Origin of the sequence: Collinsella sp. Sow4_D11, assembly GCF_052116465.1 — a bacterium.
Classification (GTDB): Bacteria; Actinomycetota; Coriobacteriia; order Coriobacteriales; family Coriobacteriaceae; genus Collinsella.
Genome location: NZ_JBQKLA010000009.1, coordinates 50,291 through 70,463, shown reverse-complemented (window position 1 = coordinate 70,463; position 20,173 = coordinate 50,291). Strand labels below are relative to the sequence as shown.

The following is a 20,173-nucleotide window of genomic DNA, read 5'->3' as shown; positions in this document are numbered from 1 at the left end:
TTCTCCCTAGACGTTCGTGACGCCATGACCCGTCGCGTCCACCTGGCGCATAAACGACGGCATCGCCCCCGTCGCGGCGCAGGCGGCAATCTCATGCAGAGCCCCGGCAACCGCATCGTCTGCCGCAGCACCGATATGCCAACGCGCGGAAGCCGTGACGGCCTCATTGGCATTGGCGACTGCAACGGAGTTGGGAACGGCATTAATCATGGGCAGATCGTTATCGGAATCGCCGAACACCGCCACCTCGTCGGGCGTTAGGCCCAAAGCACGCGCCAGCTCCAGCGTGGCACAGCCCTTGTCCCAACCAGCCGGAAGAATGTCAAACAGGCGCACTCGGTTGTTGGGAAACACAAGCGAGAGTTCCGGCACCTCGGCGGCAACGCGCTCGCGTAGCTCCGCGAGCCCTTCACGCGAACGGGCACTCCAGATATTCGCCTTGAACACCGGCGCGTCACCGACAACGGGACGGCACGGGGCCTCTTCGCCTTTGAGCCACGCGTTGCCGCCCGACTCCATAGCGCGATGCACGCGCTCGGGGTCGCTCGTCACACAATAGGCGTCATTGTCCCAAAAGTCATCACCCAGGCTGTAGACCTTCAGATAGGTATCATCGGTCTCTTGCTCCAAGTAGTCAGCCAAGCGAATAAGGGCGGTATTGTCGGTCGCATGCGAGGCTACCACCTCGCCGTCGACAAACATGACCTGGCCGTTGCAGAACGCACCGGTCGAGAAGCACTCGGAGCGATTACGAAACATCCAGCCCATCGCGGACGGCTGACGGCCCGAAACCGGGCCAAAGTGCAGGCCCGCCGCCTGCATGGCATGAATGCCCTCGATGGCGTAGTCGCTGGCGCCGTCATGCCCGGCTGGAATCAGCGTATCGTCCATATCGGTCAGCACAAGTTTGATCATAGAGTCCCCCAGTCATTTTCACCGTATCCATTGTAGCGACCTGCCAATAAGGGACAGGTTTATTTTGGCAGGTTTTATCTGGGAAAATGCGACGCCCCAGTTGCCACCTACCAAAATAAACCTGTCCCTTTTTGGCAGGTGCGCTAGTATAGGGAACAACAGATTCGATGCGGGAGTGCCGGCGGTGCAAACCACAAGGCTGAGAGGGCATGGGGCCCAATCCTTTGAACCTGTCAGTTAATGCTGGCGTAGGGAGCATGCCGCCTTTACAGGGGCGCTGTCTATGCACAGCGCCCCTTTTCTATGCCAAGGAGGCATGTGCAGTGATTGATTCGAAACAGCTTAAACAAAATGTGGTCAAGGCCGTGGAGGAGATTCGCGCCACCAACCCGATGGCCGGCTCCATCACCAACACGGTGACGATCGACTTTGTCGCCAACGCGCAGCTCGCCGTAGGCGGTTCGGCCGCCATGGTCTATCTGCCCGACGAGGGCGAGGCACTCGTTGCCGGCGGCGGCGCCATCTATCTCAACATGGGCACGCTCTTCCCCATCTACGAGCAGACGATTCCCCGTGCGGCCAAAGCGGCACACGACGCCGGCAAACCCTGGGTGCTCGATCCGGTGGGCCTGGGCATCGGTAGCCTGCGCACCCAGCTGGTAAACGAGCTCAAGCAGTACAAGCCTGCCATCGTGCGCGGCAACGCCTCCGAGATCATCGCGCTCGCCGGCCTGTGGGGTCTTGAAGGCGAGGCGGCTGACCTGAGCCGCGTGCGCGGTGTCGATACCACCGATACGGTCGACGCCGCCCGCGGCGCTGCCGTGGCACTCGCCCGCTACACCGGCGGCGCCGTAGTGGTCTCGGGCGAAGTCGACCTGATTACCGACGGCACGACCGTGGCCAAGTCCCACGGCGGCAGCCCGCTCATGTCCAAGATTACCGGCTGTGGCTGCTCGCAGGGCGGCGTCCTGGCCGTGTACGCTTGCGCCGCCGATCCGTTTACGGCAGCCATCTGCGGTACCGCTGTCTACAACGTTGCCGGCACGCGTGCCGCCGCTGTCGCTGATGCCCCGGCAAGCTTTAAGGTCGCCTTTATCGACGAACTCTACCGCGCGACCGCTCAGGATATTGCGAATAACCACCTCGAGCTCGAGGAGGCATAAGCCATGTCCGAACCCGCAACCGCTGCCGACATGAACACGCTCGTCGCCGTAGCCATCGCCCCGTGCGGCACAGGCGACGAGCTGTCCGCCGAGGTCGCCGAGGTCGTGCGCGTCATTCGCGAGAGCGGCCTTCCCAACCGCACCACCTCGATGTTCACCGAGATCGAGGGCGACTGGGACGAGGTCATGCAGGTCGTACGCGACGCAACCTTTGTGTTGGCAAGCAAGGGCATCCGCACCGAAGTCGTGCTCAAAGCCGATATTCGACCCGGTTTTACCGACACCATGACCGGCAAACTCGAGCGCATGGAAGCGCAGATCAAAAAGCAGGAGGAAGCACGATGAGCATCCACGACAACCTTGATATCTCGGCCTATCTGGTACTCGGCCCCGAAAACACGCTGGGACGTCCCGTGGGCGATGTGGTAGCGCAGGCGCTCGATGCCGGCTTTACCTGCATCCAGGTGCGCTCCAAGGTGGCAAGTGCCCGCGAGATCATCGCGCTGACGGGCGACGCCGCGCAGGCTATCGCTCGCGCCGGCAAGACCGGCAAGGTCGCCCTGCTTATCGACGACCGTCTGGACTGCGTACTCGCCGCACGCGAACAGGGTATCGCCGTCGACGGCGTGCATGTGGGCCAGAGCGATATTCCCGTCGAGGTCTGCCGCAAGCTTCTGGGCCCCGATGCCATCGTGGGCCTTTCGGCCCGTTGCGAGGAAATGCTCGAGTACGTCAAGACCGCCGACATGAGCCTAGTCGACTACCTGGGCATCGGCCCGCTCCACGAGACCGAGACCAAGCGCGACTGTGGACGCGCGGCAGATGGCTCCATCATCACCAAGAGCTTTGAGGACCTGGCCGCGCTCCATGCGGCAAGCCCCGTTCCCATCGTGGTCGGCGGCGGCGTCAAAAAAGCCGATCTGCCGCAGCTCAAGGCCACCGGCGTCGAGGGCTTCTTTGTAGTGAGCGCCGTCTGCAGCGCTGACGACCCCCACGCCGCAGCCAAGGAGCTTGTCGACACCTGGCAGCAGGCATAGGCATAGGCCGAGCAGCTGATTCGCAGCCTCATATCTTCAATAGCGGAAAGCGCATCCCAGTTTGGACCTCCATTCTGGGATGCGCTTTCCATATAGAGAGTCAGCGGGAAACTGTGTCCCAGTCTAGACGTAGATTCCGGGATGCACTTTCCGGAATCCGCCGTCTGGGAAACTGTATCCCGTTCTGGGCGCAAATTCTGGGACATGCTTTCCGAAATCCGCCCAACGGGAAACTGTGTCCCAAACTACGGCCGAAAAGTGGGGCACGCTTTCCCGAGCGGTCTCCATGGGAAACTATGCCCCATTTCGAAGGCTCATTCTGAGATGCACTTTCCGCCGAGTCAGCGACCGTGGCTCTACCCTGCCAGATACACCTCTAGTGCGGGCAACGTGGCCTCCGCATCACGCCGACCGACCTGGTAGATACGTTCGAGCTCCTCTGGCTCACGACACAGCGATGGCACCTTCACCGATTCGCTCGGACGCACCACAAAAACCTCGTCGCCGGCCTCGCGACGCGTCAGGTCATCGAGCGTGGCGTTATAAACCTCGTGCCGGTGCTCAAGCGCCGCGACAAACTCTGGATAGCGGCGAAACACGCGGCGCAGCATAGGCATCAAGCTATTGGGTTGTTTCACAAAGCCCGCCGGCTGCGTCAGCACCACGATGTTACGGTCATACCCCTGCGCAAACAGCCATGCGCTGGGAATAGAATCGGCCACACCGCCATCCAGATATCGATGTCCATCAATCCAGACGGGCTTGGTCGCCACGGGAATCGCCGACGATGCCCGAATCCACTCGATATCGCGCTCGTCGCCATACGGCAGATCGTGATAGACGGCCTTGCCCGTCTCGATATCGGTACACACGCACGTAAATCGCATGGGGCAGGCGCGATACGCCTCCAAGTCGATGGGATCGCGCTCGATAGGCACCTCGTGATAGGCAAAATCGGCATTGAACATATCGCCGGTTCGCAGCCAGCTGGTCACGCTCGCATAGCGCTTGTCGGCACAATAGGCTTTGTTGTAGCGAATGGCGCGGCCGATCTGGCGCGATTTAAAGTTGTAGCCAAACGCCGCGCCCGCCGAGACACCCACCATATGATCGCAGGTCAAACCGTGCTCCATCCAAACGTCGAGCACGCCCGCCGTATACATACCGCGGTAGCCGCCTCCCTCGAGCGCAAGCCCCACTGTGTGTGATGTCTCCGGCTGTGCCATGCAACCATCTCCGTTCCCATGCTTTTGAACTCAACAAGTATATCTGTCAACGTATGCCGTCAAAAACGTGTTTATAAGCATTTATCGAACGTTTCCCAATGCATTCCCCATGCCGTACCGCAATGCCCCTAGATGGCCTTAGGCATGAACGCCCTTAAGAACGTTGCGGGATAAACATCGCCCGCACCATGCCAACGTCATCGCACGCAACGTGAGATAATTCTCAGCAGAATTCACCGATAGCAGAGGGAGTTTGTGATGAAGGTTCTTTTGGTCAATGGCAGTCCCAAGGCAAACGGCAATACCGCCCGCGCACTCGCCGAAGTCGCCGAGCAGCTCAATGCCGAAGGCATTGATACCGAGGTGTTTCAGCTGGGCGCCAAGCCCATTCGTGATTGTATCGGTTGCGGCCAGTGTGGCAAGCTTGGGGGTCGCTGCACCTTTGACGACGACGTGGTGAACGAGCTCATCGCTGCCGCTGAGCAGGCAGACGGCTTTGTCTTTGGCTCACCCGTCTACTATGCGCACCCCAGCGGACGCATCCTTTCGGCCCTCGACCGCGCCTTCTATGCGGGCGGGCACGCCTTTGCGCACAAACCCGGCGCCGCGGTCGCTGTCGCCCGTCGCGGTGGCACGTCGACCACCTTCGATGTGCTCAACAAGTACTTCACCATCAACCAGATGCCCGTAGTCGCCTCCACGTACTGGAACAACGTCTTTGGTCGCGTGCCCGGCGACGCCGATGGGGATGCCGAGGGCCTTGCCACCATGCGCAACATCGGCAAGAACATGGCCTGGCTCCTGCAATGTATCGAAGCAGGACAGGCCGCCGGCATCAGCGCGCCCGAAGCCGATCGCGAGCGCACCAACTTCATTCGATAAGTCCAGCGGTGGTCACCTCGATGTTCTATTAATGTCAGCAAAAAGCCAGCTGATGAGGCAAGGCGCCTTGAAAGAGGAGGGCGCTGGGCTGTTGCCCGCGCCCGACGATTGAAAGGCAGATTGCCCATCAGATGGCTTTGCAGCGTCGAGGTGACCGCCGTTCGTTAGAACGGCGGAACATGCTATGAACGTGCAAATCTTCGGCACCAAAAAGTCCTTCGATACCAAGAAGGCCCAACGCTATTTTAAGGAGCGCCGCATTAAGGTGCAGTTTATTGACCTTAAGGAAAAGGAGATGAGCAAAGGCGAGCTCACGAGCGTGATGCAGGCGGTCGGCGGCATCGACAAGCTGCTCAACCCCAAAGCCAAGGACGAGGAGACACTCGCACTTATCCAGCACCTCACTCCCAGCCAGCGCTTTGATAAGCTGCTCGAGAATCAGCAGGTACTGGCCGAGCCCATCGTGCGCAACGGCAAAAAGGCCACCGTCGGTTATTGCCCCGATGTATGGGGAGCCTGGGAGTAGCCTGTGTTATTTGCCGGCGCGTGGGTATAAGAGCAGGCGTTTGGCATAAGATTCAGCTGTAAGCCATATCTAACAAAGGAGGGCACATGCCCAACAAGCCCGTGAAGATCATCATGCTTACCGGATACCTCGGTGCCGGCAAGACCACGCTGCTCAACCATATCCTCGCCAACGACGGCGGTATCCGCGCCGCCGTGATCGTCAACGATATCGGCGAGATCAACGTCGACGCCAGCCTTATCGCCGACGGTGGCCTTTCCGAGACCGACGACCTCATCCCGCTCACCAACGGCTGCATCTGCTGCACGCTTTCGGACGACCTGGCCAACCAGCTGCAGGGCATTGCCGATTCGGGCAAGTTCGACTACATCATCATCGAGGCCTCCGGTATTTGCGAGCCTATCCCCATCGCCTACACCATCTCGAGCTTCTGCGACGAGGCCAAAGTGGGCGGCGAACCCAAGCTCGCGCTCGACAACATCGTTGCCGTGGTCGACTGTGCCCGCATGTACGACGAGTTCAACGGCGGTCGCGACCTGCTGGCCGAGGATATCGACGAGGACGACATCGAGAGCCTGCTCATCCAGCAGATCGAGTTTTGCTCCACGCTGATCCTCAACAAGACCGATACCGTGAGCCCTGAGCAAATCGCCGAGCTCAAGGCCATCGTGCGCAGTCTGCAGAAGGACGCCGTGATTGTCGAGGCTCAAAACGGCGAGGTCCCCATGGAGGAGCTGCTCGATACCGATCGCTTCGACTTTATGCGCGCCTACAACTCCGCCGCCTGGATCGAGGCCATGGAGCATCCCGAGGAGCACGACGACCCCGAGGTGCTCGAGTACGACATCGAGACCTTTGTGTACTCGCGCCGTAAGCCGTTTGACCTGCAGAAGTTCACCGATTTTGTTGAGCAGGAGTGGCCCGACGAGGTCATTCGCGTCAAGGGTCCGCTGTGGCAGACCGGCGATCCGGACATGTGCTACATGTTCGAGCAGGCCGGCCGCCAGATGCGCCTGATGGAGAACGGCTTGTTCGTTGACTCGGCGCCCGAGGGCGAGAAGCAGAAGATCATCGACGAGAACCCCGAGATCATGCAGATTTGGGACGACGAGACGGGCGACCGCATGACGAGCCTGTGCATCATCGGCCGTCACATGGACAAGGATGCGCTCATCGCCGCCCTTGATGCCTGCCTGACCGACTGGCACCGCGCTTAGGTTATCCAAGTGGGCGTTTTCCGCCCACGTAACCATCAAACCACCACGAAGGCGACTGCCCCTTCGTGGTGGTTTTTCGTTCTATGCCAAGGAGATTCATGTTCAATATCGTGCTGTATGCGCCCGAGATTCCGGCCAATACGGGTAATATCGGCCGTACCTGCGTGGTTACCGGCGCCCGCCTGCATCTGGTGGAGCCACTGGGCTTTTCGCTCGACGACAAAACGGTGCGTCGCGCCGGCCTGGGCTACTGGCAAAACTTGGACGTGACGACCTATGCCAGCTGGGAGGATTTCCTTGCGCGCAATGACCTCTCCCCCGCTGACGACCGCTTGCATCTGCTGACCAAAAAGGCACGCCGAACCTATGCGCAAAGCACTTACCGTGACGACGACTATTTGGTCTTTGGCAGCGAAAGCTCGGGGATTCCCGAAGGGCTGCTCGCCGCAGCGCCCGAGCGCTGCGAGCGCATTCCCATGCTGCGCGATTGTGACTCACTCGACAACGCCGAGGCCTGGGAAGCCCACGAGGAATCGCTCGGACATACCGAGAACGGCCATGAGGCCATCCTTCGGCAGGATATCTGCGGCAACTTCGTCAATCCGGACGACTACCGCATCAGCGCACTCAACCTCTCCAACAGCGCCGCCATCGTCCTCTACGAAGCCCTGCGCCAGACAGGCTTTCCGGGAATGTGACAAAGGAACTGCCCCTTTGTCACATTCAAGCGCCACGCCGATGGCACACACGCCTAAATGTCGTCGCTCGCGACAAGGGCGGAATCCCACGGCTGGATAGCCGTAAAGACGACCGCACTCCCGGGAATGCTTGAGGAAATCGAGTTCGGCGCGAAACGCGCTGCCGGCCATCTTATCGATCCGTCTAAGAACTTCGAAGTCACCGGTCTCGGAATTGCACCGCTCGGCAGCATCGAGGTCGATCGCGTTCACGATGCCTCAACCTGGCGTTATCGCATGAGCGACATCATCGACCAGCTCAACGAGGCGGGCATCGGCCTGCTCGTCACGGTTGACGAGGTGGACCCGACACTCGACGAGATGATTCAGCTCGCAGCCACGTATCAGCACTTTGTGACCGATGGGAAACGCATCGCCCTGCTCATGGCGGGACTTCCCAACAACGTATCGACGCTACTGAACCACAAGACGGTCTCGTTCCTTCGCCGCGCCCAACAATATCATCTGGGTCGCATTGCCGACTATGACGTACGCGAGGCCTTGATTCGCACAATCCAGGAAAACGACCGCCTGGCAGATGCTGAGGGAATCGATAGAGCCGTTCGCTCGATCTCTGGTTTTCCCTTCCTATTGCAACTCGTAGGCTACCGTGCCTGGGATCTCACAAGCGATTCGAAGGAAATCTCGTCACGCGACTTTGACATGGGAATCAAAATCGCGCGCGACGAGATGGACGACCGAATCCTCGCGGCAACCTATCGGGAACTCACGGCAGAGGACAAGCGATTCCTCATCGCCATGCTCGATGACGAGGAAGAATCCACCACCGCTGACCTTGTCGAGCGCCTTAAGCGTTCGCCGCAGCAGGTCTCCCGCTACCGACGCCGCATGATAGATGCCGGCATCATTGGAGAACGCGGGCGCGGAATCGTCGCTTTTGAATTGCCATTCTTCCGCGACTATCTCGCCGCTCAATGCGTGAAATAGGCATCAATGAGGCAAAGGGACTGTCCCTTTGCCTCATTGTCTATAGGTAGCGGCCAGTAATGCTCTTGGAGCAAGCAGCGATTTCCGCCGGAGTGCCGGCGCAGACGACTTGCCCGCCCGCATCGCCACCGCCCGGCCCCATGTCGATCACATAATCGGCATTGCGGATAAGGTCGAGATCGTGCTCGATCACGATAACCGTGGCGCCCTTGGCGACGAGGCCGTCAAACACGTTCAGCAGCACCTGAACATCGAGCGGATGCAGGCCGATCGTGGGCTCGTCGAATACAAATACGGCATCGTCCTGCACGCGGCCCATCTCGCTCGCAAGCTTTAAACGCTGCGCCTCGCCGCCCGAAAGCGCCGGCGTGGGCTCACCGAGTGTAAGATAGCCCAAGCCCAGGTCGTGCAAGGTCAGCAAGCGCGCCTGAACCTTCTTGAGCCCCACCGTGGCGTCGAGAGCCTCGTCCACGCTCATCTCCATGAGCTGCGGCAACGTAAGCTTGCTCCCGTCCTTGCCCTCGCGATGGATATGCGAAGCCGTGTCTGCATAACGCGAGCCTCGACATGCTGGGCAGACGATCTCGACGTCGGGCAAAAATTGCACGTCGAGCGATATCGAGCCCGTGCCATCGCATGTAGGGCAGCGCAAGGCGCCAGTGTTGTAGCTAAAGGCACCCGCCTTGTAGCCGGCTGCCTTGGCCTCGGGCGTACGGGCGAAAGCGCGACGCAGCTCATCATGGATGTCGGCATAGGTCGCTACCGTCGAGCGCACGTTGGCGCCGATAGGTGTAGCGTCAATCAGGTTTGCGCGTGCGATACCCTCAGCGTCGACCCAGCGCACATGGCTTGGCACGCGCTCGCCAGCTGCCTGGGCCTTAAGCGCCGGGATGAGTGTCTCGAGCACCAACGTCGTCTTACCCGAACCCGAAACGCCCGTCACCGCGACAAGGCGACCGCGCGGTATATCGACTTCGAGCGGTTTGACGGTATGGATGGCATCGGTTGCCATGCGGATGTGGCCCTGATCGAACATTTCCTCGTCAGTCACCTGCGGACGCATACGCTTGGGGTCTGCGCGCAAAAACGGGGCGATGCGGCTGCCCTGCGATTGTTCGACCTCGTCCACCGTGCCAGCGGCAATCACATTACCGCCGCCTGCTCCGGCAACGGGGCCCATCTCGACCAGATAGTCGGCTTCCGCCAGCACACGTGTATCGTGGTCGACAACAACCACGGTGTTGCCGTCATCCACCAGATCGCGCATCACGCCCACCAAGCCGTCGACATTGGCAGGATGCAAGCCGATTGAGGGCTCGTCCAGCACATAGAGCACGCCCGTCGATCGGTTGCGCACCACGCGGGCGAGCTGCACGCGCTGACGCTCGCCCGTGGAGAGCGTGGCACCGGCGCGATCGAGCGAAAGGTAGTCGAGACCCAGATCGACCAGGCGACGGGCCGCGCTCAAAAACGAATCGCAGATATCCGCCGCCATGGGCCGCATCTCGGCCGGCAAGGATGCGGGCACCCCGCGCACCCACTCAATCGCCTCGCCCAGCGTCATGGCCGCGGCCTGCGCCAGATTGATACCGCGCACCTGGGGCTGGCGGGCGGTCTCGGAGAGACGCATGCCGCCACAGTCACGACATGGCCCCTCGCGCAAAAAGCGCGCCACGCGTTTTAAGCCCTTATCGTCTTTGACCTTGGCGAGCGCGTTCTCGACGGTATAGACGGCGTTGTAATAGGTAAAGTCGAGCGGCGTGGCGCCCTCGCCGTTTTTGGGAACGTAGAGAATGTGCTTCTTAACCGCCGGACCGTGAAACACAATGTCACGCTCTTGAGGCGTGAGCTGGTTAAACGGCACGTCGGTGCGCACACCCATCTCGCCTGCCACCTGCTTCATCAGATCCCACATGAGCGTGCCCCAGGGAAGCACCGCGCCTTCGTTGATGGTCTTGGACTCGTCGGGCACCAGGCTCGCCTCGTCCACCTCGCGCATGACACCGGTGCCGCCGCAGGTGGGACACGCGCCGCCGCTGTTAAAGGCAAGGTCCTCGGCACCCGGCGCGTAGAACTCACGGCCGCACTCGGGGCACGTGAGCGACAGGCCCGCGGCCACGTTAAGGCTCGGCTCCACGCGCGCCCCGCAGTGCGGGCACACGTGATGGGCGCAACGGCTAAAGAGCAGACGCAGGCTATTGTTGAGCTCGGTCATGGTACCAAAGGTCGAGCGCACACCCGGCACGCTGGGGCGCTGATGCAATGCAAGCGCCGCCGGTACGTGCAGCACCTCGTCCACCTGGGCATGTTCGGCCTGCGTCAGACGGCGGCGGGTATAGGTGCTAAGCGCCTCCAGGTAGCGACGCGAGCCCTCGGCGTAAAGAACGCCCAGTGCCAGCGAACTCTTGCCCGAACCCGATACGCCAGCAATACCCACGAGCTTTCCCAGCGGAATATCGATATCGATGTCCTTGAGGTTGTGCACACGCGCGCCACGTACCTCTATAGCCTGCGGGCTCATCTTCTGTTCCGTCACCTTTATCACCCTACTCATGCCATAAAACGCGGTCGCAAATGTATTCGCCCAGCATGGGCACGGTAAACCGGACGAGGCCGTATCCGGCAGCCTCGATGACGCGCTCGCGAATCAGGCTTGCGCGATATTTACTCGCCCAGCTTTGGGTGCGGTCGCAGCGCTCAATGATGTCAGCCATGCGCGTCGGCTTGCCCCCATCAGCCGCCATGGCCTCGATAAAGAGGCGCTGCGGACTGCGCAACCCGTAATACAAAGGGGCGTCGACTGCTTCATAGAACTCGGAGATGGCATCGGCGTAGCCAGCCTCGACATCGCACACTTCAATGACCCGCGAGTCACGCCGGACAGCAGACCTCCACATGTAATATCCCACCAGCTGAACCATATAGGGATGCCCCATGCTCTTGCGCGCCGCAAGGTCCGCCGTCTCCGCATCAACGCAAAGACCAGTGCCTTTGACCGTCTGGATATATGAATCGCGCACTTTGGGCAAAGAAATCGCCCCCAGCGTACGCTGCTGGGCGCGGCGCAAAAACGTTACGCTCGGCTCTTCGAGCAAGTCATCAACCATACTGGGCAAGCCGGCAAAAACCAGCGCAAGACCGCGCTGGTCGCTATCGGGCAAGCCCGTAGCATCCTGGTCTCCGAGCACCTGCTGATAGAGAACGGCCAGCGCCGCCAGCTCCTCGATAGATGCCGATTGGGCCTCGTCAATCGCAAACAGTAAGCCCTTTCCCGGCCCGAGTTTCTTGAGGCGTTCGTTGACTAACCCGTGCAACGTCTCGCCTTTTGCCCGCGCCGCCTCGACCGACATTCGGCCAAACGACGGACCAAACTCCATTGACGTCACAACGGGTTTATTCGAGCGAAGCGCGTCGGCCAAGCGGTCGCATAGGCCAAGCGAGGCGGAATCGGAGACAACCGCCCATCCGCGCTCGCTAGCTAAACGCTGCAGCTCCCGCAAGAGAACTGTTTTGCCACAGCCGCGGTTTCCCGTAATGAGCATGAGCCTGCCCGGCGCTCCGGCGCCGTTATCGAGCCCTTCCTCGAAATCTTCGATGACCGACTCGCGGCCGATGAGTATCGGAGGCCGCTTGCCAGCCGTGGGCTTAAAGGGATTTGGATTCATGTCGGCCTCCTCGGATTGGCAAACCCTGGTAACAGTTATACCAACTTATACCAAGTTATACCAACAGGATGCGACAAAGAGACTGACCCTCTATCACCTATGGCCGAAAAACTCGACGTCCGCCGCTCGCCAGGGGCGGAAGGTGGCGGGATCGACCTTTACGTGGGCTGCCTCGGGGACGTCGTACCACTTGACCGTGTAGCCAGCGCCGTGAGAGCAAAAGACCGAGTCGGGCGTGTTGGGTAGATCGGCCTCGGGCTCATAGGCGACCGTCTCGATGACGCGCTCGGCATCATGGCATGCCGCATAGCCGGCAAACTCCAGGTACAGATGCCCGCGACCGCTCGTGTAGGCGGCCACCTCCAGCGCATAATCCTGGACCTCGGATGCCGGCACGCGACCCACAAGCTTTGCCCGTTCGCCCGCCATCGTCGGCGGCTCGTACTCGGCTCCCATGCGCGTGGCGTCTGACAACGCCCTGCCCACACACTCCCCCGGCACCTCGAGCTCAAAGCGATACCACGGCTCCAACAGCACCGCCGCGCCGGCCTCACGCGCCTGCATGAGCCCCTGGCGAATCGCGCGGTACGTGGCCTGGCGAAAGTCGCCGCCCTCGGTGTGTTTGGCATGTGCACGGCCGCCTGTGAGCGTAATGCGCACATCGGTGATGGGCGAGCCGGTCAGCACGCCCAGGTGATCGCGCTCCATGGCGTTGGTGAGCGCCAGACGCTGCCAGTTAAGATCGAGCTCGTCGGTCGAAGTCACGGTGCCAAACTGCACGCCCGAACCCGCCGGCAACGGCTCCAGGCTCAGATGCACCTCGGCATAGTGGCGCAGCGGCTCAAAGTGGCCCACGCCCTCGACCGGCTGCGAAATGGTCTCCTTATAGAGAATGCCGCCGGGCTCAAACGAAATCGAAAGGCCAAAGCGATCGGCCAACACCCGCTGCACGACCTCGAGTTGCACGGCGCCCATCAGCTGCAGGTGAATCTGCTCCAGATGAGTATTCCAGCTTACGCCGAGCATGGGGTCTTCGTCCGCCAACTCAGTCAGCGCTTTAAACACCGCATGGACATCGTGTTCGCCCGGAAGCACCGTATAGGTGAGGACCGGAGCGATGACGGGCGCATCACACACGGGCTCCGCACCCAAGGCGTCCCCTGGGCGAACGTGCGCAAGACCCGTCACGGCACAAATACCGCCAGCAGCAACTTCTTGGGCAAGCTCATACTTTTCGCCGTTATAGATGCGCACCTGATCGACCTTCTGCTCCCATACCTCGGCACCGGAACGTCCGCTGATCATCTGTTTTGCACACAGCGTGCCGCCGGTCACTTTAACCCATGCCAAGCGCTCGCCGCGATCCCCGCGGCTGACACGATAGACGCGCGCGGCAAACTCCGGAAGCCATATCTGTTCGCGCATCAGCACGCATATGCCATCCAGCAGCTCGCTCACGCCCTGGTCCTTGAGCGCCGAGCCGGCAAAGCAGGGAAAGAGCTTGCGCTCGCCAACCATGCGCGACAGCGTTGCGACGGAAAGCTCACCTGCCTCAAGAAACTCCTCGAACGCCGCCTCGTCCAACGCAGCAGCGTCCTCCTGAACGGCGCCGCCCTCCAGCAGTTCGTTGGCATCCAGGCAGCCTTCGGAAAGACGCCGCCCAAGTTGTGCCAGCAAAACATCGCGGCCGGGATTCTCCAAATCGATTTTGTTGATATAGATGAACGTCGGAATGTCATAGCGTGCAAGCAGGCGCCACAGGGTTTCGGTGTGCCCCTGCACGCCGTCGTTGGCGCCCACAACTAAAATCGCGTAGTCGAGTGCGCGCAGCGTGCGCTCCGCCTCGGCAGAAAAATCGACATGCCCCGGTGCATCCACGAGCATGACGCGGGTATCACCGTGGTCGAGCACGGCCTGCGACGAGAAAATCGTAATGCCGCGCTCGCGCTCGATCGCGTCAGTGTCCAGATGCGAATCGCCATCGTCCACGCGGCCGCGCTTACGAATGCGACCCGCATCGAACAGCATGGCCTCGGCCAGCGTGGTCTTGCCAGCATCGACATGCGCCAAGATTCCAACGACCGCTTGCTTCGACATGGCTCTCCTCTTATTGCAAGCCCGTCGCACGCGGCAACGGGCGCTCTCGTTCCACACTGGATGATACAATTTACAGGCCGGCGGGCGAAGCGGGCCCTATCCCCCGACCGAGCTCATCGCCCCGCGTTGCCGTGCGGCGATTTTCGTAGGTTCGCGCCTTGCGAAAGCCGGCACCTCCCCTTTTTGCCTGCCCGGGCTCATCCAGGGCGGCAACAACGCGAACCCCACAACAGCGAGGAGTCACCATGAAGACATTGCTCAACGAGTTCAAGGAATTCATCAATCGCGGCAACGTGATGGACATGGCCGTCGGCGTGATTATCGGCGGCGCATTCACCGCCATCGTGACCTCACTTACCGATAACATCATCAACCCGCTTATCTCCGTGATTGCCGGCGGTAGCGCTACCGAGATCTCGGGGCTGGTGGTGCCGGGCACTAATATCGACTTTGGCGCCTTTATCGGCTCGTGCATCAATTTTTTGATTGTGGCGGCAATCGTCTTTGCCATCGTCAAGGCATTCAACAAGGCGCAGGAGATCGGCGACAGGCTCGCCGGTGCCACCGCCGAGGAAGCCGCACCGGCGCCCGTCTGTCCGTATTGCCTGGAAGAGGTGCACGAAGGCGCGACCAAGTGTTGCCACTGCGGAAGCGAGCTGCCCCGAGCGTAGGTGCCTTAGAGCCGACAGCGAGCGGCATCTACCACCTTGCAAAACAGCGCAGCGATCAAAAATGGCCCCACCCGGGGCCATTTTCGCTTACTTGGAGCGTAGATACGCGCCCCCGCTCTTATGCCTCGCGCAGCCAGTCAAACGCAACACGCGGCGTGCCGTCCGACACATACACGACGCCGGCACGCTCAAACCCCGCTTTAATACTCGCGCCCTGCATGGGCAGGTTGTCCCGATGCGTATCGATACGCAGATGGTCGGCACGCTCTTTGGCAAAGGCGAACATCGCAGCCGCGATACCGTGCACGGTGCCGTCGGACGCCACACGGTGCAGCACGGCGTACGGAGTGTCGCTACGCCATTGCCCGTCCTCAATTACGTCATAGGACTCGTCCGGGCCCGGTAAAAAGGCAAACGTCGCCACCACGCGGCCGTCGACTTCGAACACATAGCTACCACCGGCGGCGATATCGGCAGCCAGCTGCTCGGCAGAAGGCGTGCCCTCGGGCCACTGCGTGGCGTTGCCATGCGCGCGCATAAAGGCACGGGCCGCGTCATAGATAGCCATGACGGCGGGAATGTCGGTATCGAGGGTTTTTCTGATCATCACGCGGCGACCTCACGTTTATTGGTATCACTTTGATTGAGCAATGATACCAGCGTTTGAAGAGGGGCGAGAAGCAGATGGGAAGCAAAAAGCGAGCCGCCTGGTCAAAGGCCAAAAGCGAGTTTTTGGGCGCTGCCACCGGTGGCGCTATGAGCGACCTGTTTGCGCGCGAGGACGAGCGCCGCGACGCCCTGAACGCCGAGCGCGATGAAGCCTGGCGCTACAAGTCGTGCGAGCGCAAAAACCGTTACGGCACACGCGCCGAGGCCGAGGCCGTTATGGCCGACTGCGAAAGCCGCGGGCGGCGTGGTTTGGCCTGCTACAAATGCGAATACTGCGGCGGCTGGCACCTGACGTCGCACCCTTGGAAATAGACCCCGCATCGGCACGACGCTGACCGAGCGCCAACCATCGCACGCAAGCTACGGGCGCGGCGACACCAAAACATCGTAACGAACGGCCTTGCCCGCAAGTTGATAGCTCGGCTTAACGCCGGCAAGCAGCGGCCCCTTCACCGGCCGCTTGATAACGACCTTGCGCGGGCGCACCGCAAGCGCAGCTTCGACCAGCGTCTCCTCATCGGCACACGGCTGTTCCAGATGATGCAAGAGTTGAAACTTCTTTTTAACCGCCGCGCTCTTTGTGCGCTCGGGAAACATGGGGTCCAAATACACCACGTCGGGAGCGGTGAGCTCGCCCTGCCCGATCAACTCAGTTATATGGTGAAGGCCGGCAATGCTGTCCTCGCCCGCATGTAAGCGCATGCGGGCCACGGCAGTCGCAAGCGCTGGATCATCTGCCGCGCGATCCAAGGCATCCTTGAGGAGCGCCGCGATCACGCAATCCTGCTCATACAGATCGACGGTAAAGCCCGCAGCCGCCAGCAGCAGCGAATCCTCGCCAAAGCCTGCCGTGGCATCAATCGCCCATGGGCACTCGACGCCTTTTGCGCGCGCAGCCTTTACCAACAGCTCTTGCTGCAGACGGCCCTGTTTGAGCCGTGGCAGCATGCGGCCAAAATCGGCACGCAACTCCATCGTGCCGTCGGTGAGCGTGAGGCCCGCGGACTTCCCGGTCAGCTCAAGCCCCGCGGCCCGAGCAACAGAAAAGGGATCGACGACGCCCATGGGTACTCCTTAACAAGCAAAATGAATACGTGAGCGCCGTTTATGCCGGCACCCAACCGTCCGCTATTGTCCCACATGCGACATGGCCCACAGCATCCCAATGCAAAGCACCGCCATCAATCCCGTGCACACGGCAGCGATCACAGAATCGCCCATGCGCCTTCCCAACGACCGCGGCTCATGCACTCGCCCTGCTCCGTACATCATGGCTCCTCCTTAAGAACAGCTCCTTGTTACGGTCTCATCATCGCAGCGCCGCACATGAGCTGCCATCGATTTGGCTTACGTCCAGCTTTCCTTTTTGAAAGGTCGGATTGGGCTGCGCGGGCTCAAAGCGCTTTCAGGCGCACGCATCGCTGCGTTGAACTACAATGTGCTTCACCATATGTGCAACACATGGGCTACGCCAGATCGGCGTACTCGTATCGAAAGGACCAGCCATGAGCTCCGCTCGCAAGACTCTCAAAATCCTTGCCCTCATCTACTTTGTTTTGGGCATCGCCAGCCTCGTCATCGCCGGCATCGGTATCGCCAGGGGCAGCCTCGATTCCACGTACGGGTCGAACGCCATGCTCGCCGCGGTCGTGCTTGTCGTCAAGGGCATTGTCGATCTTTCCGCAGGTGTTGCGGGCATCAAGGGCGCCAACAAGCCCTCGCAGGTGGATAGCGCGTTTAAGCTCGGCATCGTTGCCGCAATCGCCACGATTGCGCAGGCCGTGCTCACGCTTCCCGCACTCGGCGGCAGCGCCGTCAATATCGGTGCCTTTGTCATCGTGGTCTACGACCTGTTCTTTGTTCAGCAGGCGCACGCCGTTAAGGCCGAGAACAAGGACCGCCTGTAGGCACTCGCTTCTCATAACCCCTGCAGCCAAGCAACTAACATGGGCCGATCGCGCAGTAACGCGGTCGGCCCTTTACATTTGCCCAGATAAAACCTGCCAAAATAAACCTGTCCCTTTTTGGCAGGTTGGTTAGCTGTGGCGGTACTCGGCAATGATGAAGTCGATGTCGGTTTTAAGGGTGTCCAGGTTTGCCAGGCGCTCTTTGTCGGTAGGGCGTGTGCGGTAGTAGTACGGCGTCATCTGGAACACCGCCTCGATGTCGGCCTGGGTCTGGAGCGTAATATTCGCGGACACCCGCTGCGTGCCGACCAGTTTAAGCTCCATCGTCTTCGGAAGCTTTTCGTCGTTGAGGTACGGCGTGTCGTAGAGCACCTCCTTGAGCCCAAAGAGATGACGGGCACCCGGCACCACGGTGTAGAGCGAACCCTCCGGCGCCAACACGCGGGCAAACTCGCGCTCGTTAAAGGGAGCAAAGAGCTCGGTCACCATATCGAAGGCGCCATCGGCCACTGGGATGTCTTTCATGTTGGCCACAAAATAGGTCGCATCGCCGCGCTTGGCGGCCAGGCGTACCATTTCTTTGCCCAGGTCAAAGCCATAAGCGTCCACGCCCGGCACCGCGCCCATGGCGCTGGTGTAGTAACCCTCACCGCAGCAAATATCGAGCAGCGTCATGGGACCGCCTGTAGACGCAGCACGCCCAGAAACCCGTTTGCGCACCAGCTCGACCATTGCATCGCGCAGCGGCGCATAGTAGCCACGGTTCAAAAAGTCACGACGGCTGCGTGCCTGCGACTTGGGATCGCCCATGGAGTCGCCGCTCTTGGACGAACGTAGCAGATATAGATAACCCTCGCGCGCACGGTCAAACCGGTGTCCGCCCGCGCATGCAGCACCGCGCTCGTCGTCCACCAACGGCTCATGGCAAACGGGACACAACAACATGGCAACTCCTTAGCGCGAACAACACAACGTATACCATTGTCGCACGCCTTCCCCACCTAGTCATTGGGGACGTTCTTGAATGACTAGTCGTTTAAGAACGCCCCCAATGACTAGGTGATTAGGAGTATCATCGTCTGCGCAAATAAGCACGAAATAGCACGTTAGAGATTGAGAGCGTATGGCTGATACCGCATCTAAGCACATCGACATGACCACCGGCTCACTGTGGCGCAATATCCCCCTGTTCGCCTTGCCCGTGGCCGCCACGAGCATCTTGGAGCAGCTGTCAAACCTCATCGCCACGGTCATTATCGGTAACTTCTCGGGCGACCAGGGAACCCTCGCCATGGCGGCAGTCGGCTCCAATGTTCCGCTTACCAGCCTTATGCTCAACCTGTTTATTGGCATGTCGCTTGGCTCCAACGTGGTCATCGCCAACGCTATCGGCCGCAACGATCAGAATATGGTCAAACGCGCCGTCCATACCTCGATTTTAATGGCGCTCGTGGGCTTTGTCGTCATCGCTCTGGGCGAGATCTTTGCCGAGCCCATGCTCGCCGCGCTCAACGTTCCCGCCGAGACCATGCCGCTCGCTTCGCTCTATCTACGCGTCTTTTTGCTCAGCATGCCCTCAATCTTGCTCTACAACTTTGAGGCCGCGATCTTCCGCTCCGTCGGCATCACCCGCATGCCGCTGCAAGCGCTTGCCGTGTCCACCGTCCTCAACATTGGCCTGGACCTCATCTTTGTCCCCGTACTCCACTGGGGCGTCGCGGGTGTCGCCATCGCCACCGCCATCGCCTACACCGTCAGCGCCGCTACACTCTTTATCCGCCTGCTCAAGACCGACTCCGTCGTCCGCGTCACCCCGCGCGACCTTGCTATCGACCCCGTCGCCCTCAAGCGCATCGTCAAGATCGGCCTGCCCGCCGGCATCCAAAGCGCCGTCTTTGCCGTCGCCAACATCATCATCCAGTCCGCCATCAACAGCCTGGGCACCGAGGTCATGGCGGCCTCGAGCGCCGCCATGAGCCTGGAGTGCGTGTGCTACAACCTGCTCAACAGCTTTAGCCAGGCTTGCACCACCTTTGTGGGACAAAACCACGGTGCCCGTCAGATCGACCGCTGCACCAAGACCCTTAAGGTCTGCCTGGTCGAAGGCGGTGTCGTCGCGCTCACCACGATTATTGTTATTGTCGGCCTGGGGCGCGAGATCCTGTCGTTGTTCAACAGCGATCCCAACATCGTCTCAATCGGCTATATCCGCGTGTGCTCTATCTTCCCTGCATACGCCTTTATCATGCTCTACGAGAACATGTCCGGCTACCTGCGCGGCTTTGGCATCTCGCTCATGCCCGCCCTTATCACCATGATCTGCGTCTGCGGCATCCGCTTCTATTGGGTATTCTGCGTGTTCCCGCACTTCCGCACCTTTGCGAACATCATGATGGTCTACCCCATCAGCCTGGGCACCACGGCGTTCTTTATGGTCGTGGCGGTACTACTCTGCCACCCGGCACGCACCCATCGCGCTACCCAAGCCAAAGCGACAGCCTGCTAAACACCGC

The 20,173-nt window shown here is 60.6% G+C and carries 21 protein-coding genes and 1 riboswitch; of the genes, 12 read left to right on the top strand and 9 right to left on the bottom strand.

All coding sequences use genetic code 11. The annotated features are described in order from the left end of the window. Window positions 1-6: 6 nt before the first annotated feature. Entirely contained in the window at window positions 7-915 is a 909-nt protein-coding gene (locus ACTQ40_RS05630; RefSeq protein ID WP_441041835.1) for an HAD-IIB family hydrolase, read from the bottom strand. A gap of 161 nt (window positions 916-1,076) precedes the next feature. Then, a riboswitch (TPP riboswitch) is annotated at window positions 1,077-1,187 on the top strand. Between the two features lie 51 nt (window positions 1,188-1,238). Here ACTQ40_RS05630 and thiM point away from each other — a divergent pair. Genes thiM through ACTQ40_RS05615 form a run of 3 tightly spaced genes read left to right on the top strand, consistent with a single transcriptional unit; the run spans window position 1,239 to window position 3,115 of the window. Continuing rightward, window positions 1,239-2,078 carry a hydroxyethylthiazole kinase gene (gene thiM / locus ACTQ40_RS05625; protein ID WP_370450622.1) on the top strand — a complete coding sequence of 280 codons (840 nt, stop codon included), beginning with the start codon at window positions 1,239-1,241 and terminating at the stop codon, window positions 2,076-2,078. Window positions 2,079-2,081: 3 nt separating this feature from the next. Then, window positions 2,082-2,423: a thiamine-binding protein gene (locus ACTQ40_RS05620; RefSeq protein WP_427719764.1), complete on the top strand. Its 342-nt coding sequence runs from the start codon at window positions 2,082-2,084 to the stop codon at window positions 2,421-2,423. After that, entirely contained in the window at window positions 2,420-3,115 is a 696-nt protein-coding gene (locus ACTQ40_RS05615) for a thiamine phosphate synthase (RefSeq protein WP_441563564.1), read from the top strand. The genes ACTQ40_RS05620 and ACTQ40_RS05615 overlap by 4 nt, the downstream gene beginning before the upstream one ends. A 356-nt stretch (window positions 3,116-3,471) precedes the next feature. On the opposite strand, the gene ACTQ40_RS05610 is transcribed toward ACTQ40_RS05615, so the two are convergent. After that, the gene (locus tag ACTQ40_RS05610) at window positions 3,472-4,341 is read right to left on the bottom strand and encodes a patatin-like phospholipase family protein (RefSeq protein ID WP_427719865.1); all 870 of its coding nucleotides are present in this window, start codon (window positions 4,339-4,341) and stop codon (window positions 3,472-3,474) included. 258 nt (window positions 4,342-4,599) lie between these two features. Between ACTQ40_RS05610 and ACTQ40_RS05605 the strand changes: the two genes are divergently transcribed. The 5 genes from ACTQ40_RS05605 (at window position 4,600) to ACTQ40_RS05585 (ending at window position 8,651) form a co-directional block, all read left to right on the top strand. After that, window positions 4,600-5,223 (top strand): flavodoxin family protein, encoded by a 624-nt coding sequence (locus ACTQ40_RS05605; RefSeq protein WP_427728306.1) that lies wholly within the window; start codon window positions 4,600-4,602, stop codon window positions 5,221-5,223. Window positions 5,224-5,407: 184 nt separating this feature from the next. Continuing rightward, window positions 5,408-5,749 (top strand): arsenate reductase family protein, encoded by a 342-nt coding sequence (locus ACTQ40_RS05600; RefSeq protein ID WP_055252194.1) that lies wholly within the window; start codon window positions 5,408-5,410, stop codon window positions 5,747-5,749. Between the two features lie 86 nt (window positions 5,750-5,835). Further along, window positions 5,836-6,966, top strand: a complete 1,131-nt coding sequence (locus ACTQ40_RS05595; RefSeq protein ID WP_427719863.1) for a GTP-binding protein — start codon at window positions 5,836-5,838, stop codon at window positions 6,964-6,966. Window positions 6,967-7,064: 98 nt separating this feature from the next. After that, entirely contained in the window at window positions 7,065-7,664 is a 600-nt protein-coding gene (locus ACTQ40_RS05590) for a tRNA (cytidine(34)-2'-O)-methyltransferase (RefSeq protein ID WP_441563563.1), read from the top strand. 126 nt (window positions 7,665-7,790) lie between these two features. Beyond that, on the top strand, window positions 7,791-8,651 hold the full coding sequence (locus ACTQ40_RS05585; protein ID WP_441563562.1) for an ATP-binding protein: 861 nt from the start codon (window positions 7,791-7,793) through the stop codon (window positions 8,649-8,651). 40 nt (window positions 8,652-8,691) lie between these two features. On the opposite strand, the gene ACTQ40_RS05580 is transcribed toward ACTQ40_RS05585, so the two are convergent. From ACTQ40_RS05580 to ACTQ40_RS05570, 3 genes are all read right to left on the bottom strand, one after another. Further along, window positions 8,692-11,205, bottom strand: a complete 2,514-nt coding sequence (locus tag ACTQ40_RS05580; RefSeq protein WP_441563561.1) for an excinuclease ABC subunit UvrA — start codon at window positions 11,203-11,205, stop codon at window positions 8,692-8,694. After that, window positions 11,198-12,316 carry an AAA family ATPase gene (locus ACTQ40_RS05575; protein WP_441563560.1) on the bottom strand — a complete coding sequence of 373 codons (1,119 nt, stop codon included), beginning with the start codon at window positions 12,314-12,316 and terminating at the stop codon, window positions 11,198-11,200. The genes ACTQ40_RS05580 and ACTQ40_RS05575 overlap by 8 nt, the downstream gene beginning before the upstream one ends. 93 nt (window positions 12,317-12,409) lie before the next feature. After that, window positions 12,410-14,413: a GTP-binding protein gene (locus ACTQ40_RS05570; protein WP_441563559.1), complete on the bottom strand. Its 2,004-nt coding sequence runs from the start codon at window positions 14,411-14,413 to the stop codon at window positions 12,410-12,412. Window positions 14,414-14,658: 245 nt separating this feature from the next. Between ACTQ40_RS05570 and mscL the strand changes: the two genes are divergently transcribed. Further along, complete coding sequence (gene mscL, locus ACTQ40_RS05565; RefSeq protein WP_154517006.1) at window positions 14,659-15,084, top strand: large conductance mechanosensitive channel protein MscL; 426 nt, start codon at window positions 14,659-14,661, stop codon at window positions 15,082-15,084. A gap of 118 nt (window positions 15,085-15,202) precedes the next feature. Here mscL and ACTQ40_RS05560 read toward each other — a convergent pair whose 3' ends face one another. Beyond that, a complete protein-coding gene (locus tag ACTQ40_RS05560) occupies window positions 15,203-15,691 on the bottom strand; it encodes an N-acetyltransferase (protein WP_441563558.1) in 489 nt (162 codons plus the stop codon). A 77-nt stretch (window positions 15,692-15,768) separates the two neighbouring features. Here ACTQ40_RS05560 and ACTQ40_RS05555 point away from each other — a divergent pair, with 77 nt between their 5' ends. Next, the gene (locus tag ACTQ40_RS05555; protein WP_154517000.1) at window positions 15,769-16,065 is read left to right on the top strand and encodes a hypothetical protein; all 297 of its coding nucleotides are present in this window, start codon (window positions 15,769-15,771) and stop codon (window positions 16,063-16,065) included. A gap of 48 nt (window positions 16,066-16,113) precedes the next feature. Here the strand turns inward: ACTQ40_RS05555 and ACTQ40_RS05550 are convergent, their stop codons facing one another. Both ACTQ40_RS05550 and ACTQ40_RS05545 read right to left on the bottom strand, forming a co-directional pair. Then, window positions 16,114-16,818 carry a class I SAM-dependent methyltransferase gene (locus ACTQ40_RS05550; protein WP_441563557.1) on the bottom strand — a complete coding sequence of 235 codons (705 nt, stop codon included), beginning with the start codon at window positions 16,816-16,818 and terminating at the stop codon, window positions 16,114-16,116. Between the two features lie 63 nt (window positions 16,819-16,881). After that, entirely contained in the window at window positions 16,882-17,025 is a 144-nt protein-coding gene (locus ACTQ40_RS05545; RefSeq protein WP_441563556.1) for a hypothetical protein, read from the bottom strand. A 233-nt stretch (window positions 17,026-17,258) separates the two neighbouring features. On the opposite strand from ACTQ40_RS05545, the gene ACTQ40_RS05540 reads away from it, so the two are divergent. Continuing rightward, a complete protein-coding gene (locus ACTQ40_RS05540; protein WP_427728325.1) occupies window positions 17,259-17,660 on the top strand; it encodes a hypothetical protein in 402 nt (133 codons plus the stop codon). Between the two features lie 129 nt (window positions 17,661-17,789). Here the strand turns inward: ACTQ40_RS05540 and ACTQ40_RS05535 are convergent, their stop codons facing one another. After that, window positions 17,790-18,605 carry a putative RNA methyltransferase gene (locus ACTQ40_RS05535; protein WP_154516992.1) on the bottom strand — a complete coding sequence of 272 codons (816 nt, stop codon included), beginning with the start codon at window positions 18,603-18,605 and terminating at the stop codon, window positions 17,790-17,792. Between the two features lie 178 nt (window positions 18,606-18,783). On the opposite strand from ACTQ40_RS05535, the gene ACTQ40_RS05530 reads away from it, so the two are divergent. Then, window positions 18,784-20,166: an MATE family efflux transporter gene (locus ACTQ40_RS05530; RefSeq protein ID WP_441048523.1), complete on the top strand. Its 1,383-nt coding sequence runs from the start codon at window positions 18,784-18,786 to the stop codon at window positions 20,164-20,166. Window positions 20,167-20,173 lie beyond the last annotated feature (7 nt).

Excerpts from the sequence above, each read along its gene's own strand:
- ACTQ40_RS05595 (WP_427719863.1), top strand. The coding sequence starts at position 5,836 with ATGCCCAACAAGCCCGTGAAGATCATCATGCTTACCGGATACCTCGGT.
- ACTQ40_RS05585 (WP_441563562.1), top strand. The coding sequence starts at position 7,791 with ATGCTTGAGGAAATCGAGTTCGGCGCGAAACGCGCTGCCGGCCATCTT.
- ACTQ40_RS05620 (WP_427719764.1), top strand. The coding sequence starts at position 2,082 with ATGTCCGAACCCGCAACCGCTGCCGACATGAACACGCTCGTCGCCGTA.
- ACTQ40_RS05535 (WP_154516992.1), bottom strand. The coding sequence starts at position 18,605 with ATGTTGTTGTGTCCCGTTTGCCATGAGCCGTTGGTGGACGACGAGCGC.
- ACTQ40_RS05570 (WP_441563559.1), bottom strand. The coding sequence starts at position 14,413 with ATGTCGAAGCAAGCGGTCGTTGGAATCTTGGCGCATGTCGATGCTGGC.
- ACTQ40_RS05590 (WP_441563563.1), top strand. The coding sequence starts at position 7,065 with ATGTTCAATATCGTGCTGTATGCGCCCGAGATTCCGGCCAATACGGGT.
- ACTQ40_RS05615 (WP_441563564.1), top strand. The coding sequence starts at position 2,420 with ATGAGCATCCACGACAACCTTGATATCTCGGCCTATCTGGTACTCGGC.
- ACTQ40_RS05540 (WP_427728325.1), top strand. The coding sequence starts at position 17,259 with ATGAGCTCCGCTCGCAAGACTCTCAAAATCCTTGCCCTCATCTACTTT.
- ACTQ40_RS05530 (WP_441048523.1), top strand. The coding sequence starts at position 18,784 with ATGGCTGATACCGCATCTAAGCACATCGACATGACCACCGGCTCACTG.
- ACTQ40_RS05610 (WP_427719865.1), bottom strand. The coding sequence starts at position 4,341 with ATGGCACAGCCGGAGACATCACACACAGTGGGGCTTGCGCTCGAGGGA.
- ACTQ40_RS05600 (WP_055252194.1), top strand. The coding sequence starts at position 5,408 with ATGAACGTGCAAATCTTCGGCACCAAAAAGTCCTTCGATACCAAGAAG.
- ACTQ40_RS05555 (WP_154517000.1), top strand. The coding sequence starts at position 15,769 with ATGGGAAGCAAAAAGCGAGCCGCCTGGTCAAAGGCCAAAAGCGAGTTT.
- ACTQ40_RS05580 (WP_441563561.1), bottom strand. The coding sequence starts at position 11,205 with ATGAGTAGGGTGATAAAGGTGACGGAACAGAAGATGAGCCCGCAGGCT.
- mscL (WP_154517006.1), top strand. The coding sequence starts at position 14,659 with ATGAAGACATTGCTCAACGAGTTCAAGGAATTCATCAATCGCGGCAAC.
- ACTQ40_RS05630 (WP_441041835.1), bottom strand. The coding sequence starts at position 915 with ATGATCAAACTTGTGCTGACCGATATGGACGATACGCTGATTCCAGCC.
- ACTQ40_RS05605 (WP_427728306.1), top strand. The coding sequence starts at position 4,600 with ATGAAGGTTCTTTTGGTCAATGGCAGTCCCAAGGCAAACGGCAATACC.
- ACTQ40_RS05550 (WP_441563557.1), bottom strand. The coding sequence starts at position 16,818 with ATGGGCGTCGTCGATCCCTTTTCTGTTGCTCGGGCCGCGGGGCTTGAG.
- ACTQ40_RS05560 (WP_441563558.1), bottom strand. The coding sequence starts at position 15,691 with ATGATCAGAAAAACCCTCGATACCGACATTCCCGCCGTCATGGCTATC.
- ACTQ40_RS05545 (WP_441563556.1), bottom strand. The coding sequence starts at position 17,025 with ATGATGTACGGAGCAGGGCGAGTGCATGAGCCGCGGTCGTTGGGAAGG.
- ACTQ40_RS05575 (WP_441563560.1), bottom strand. The coding sequence starts at position 12,316 with ATGAATCCAAATCCCTTTAAGCCCACGGCTGGCAAGCGGCCTCCGATA.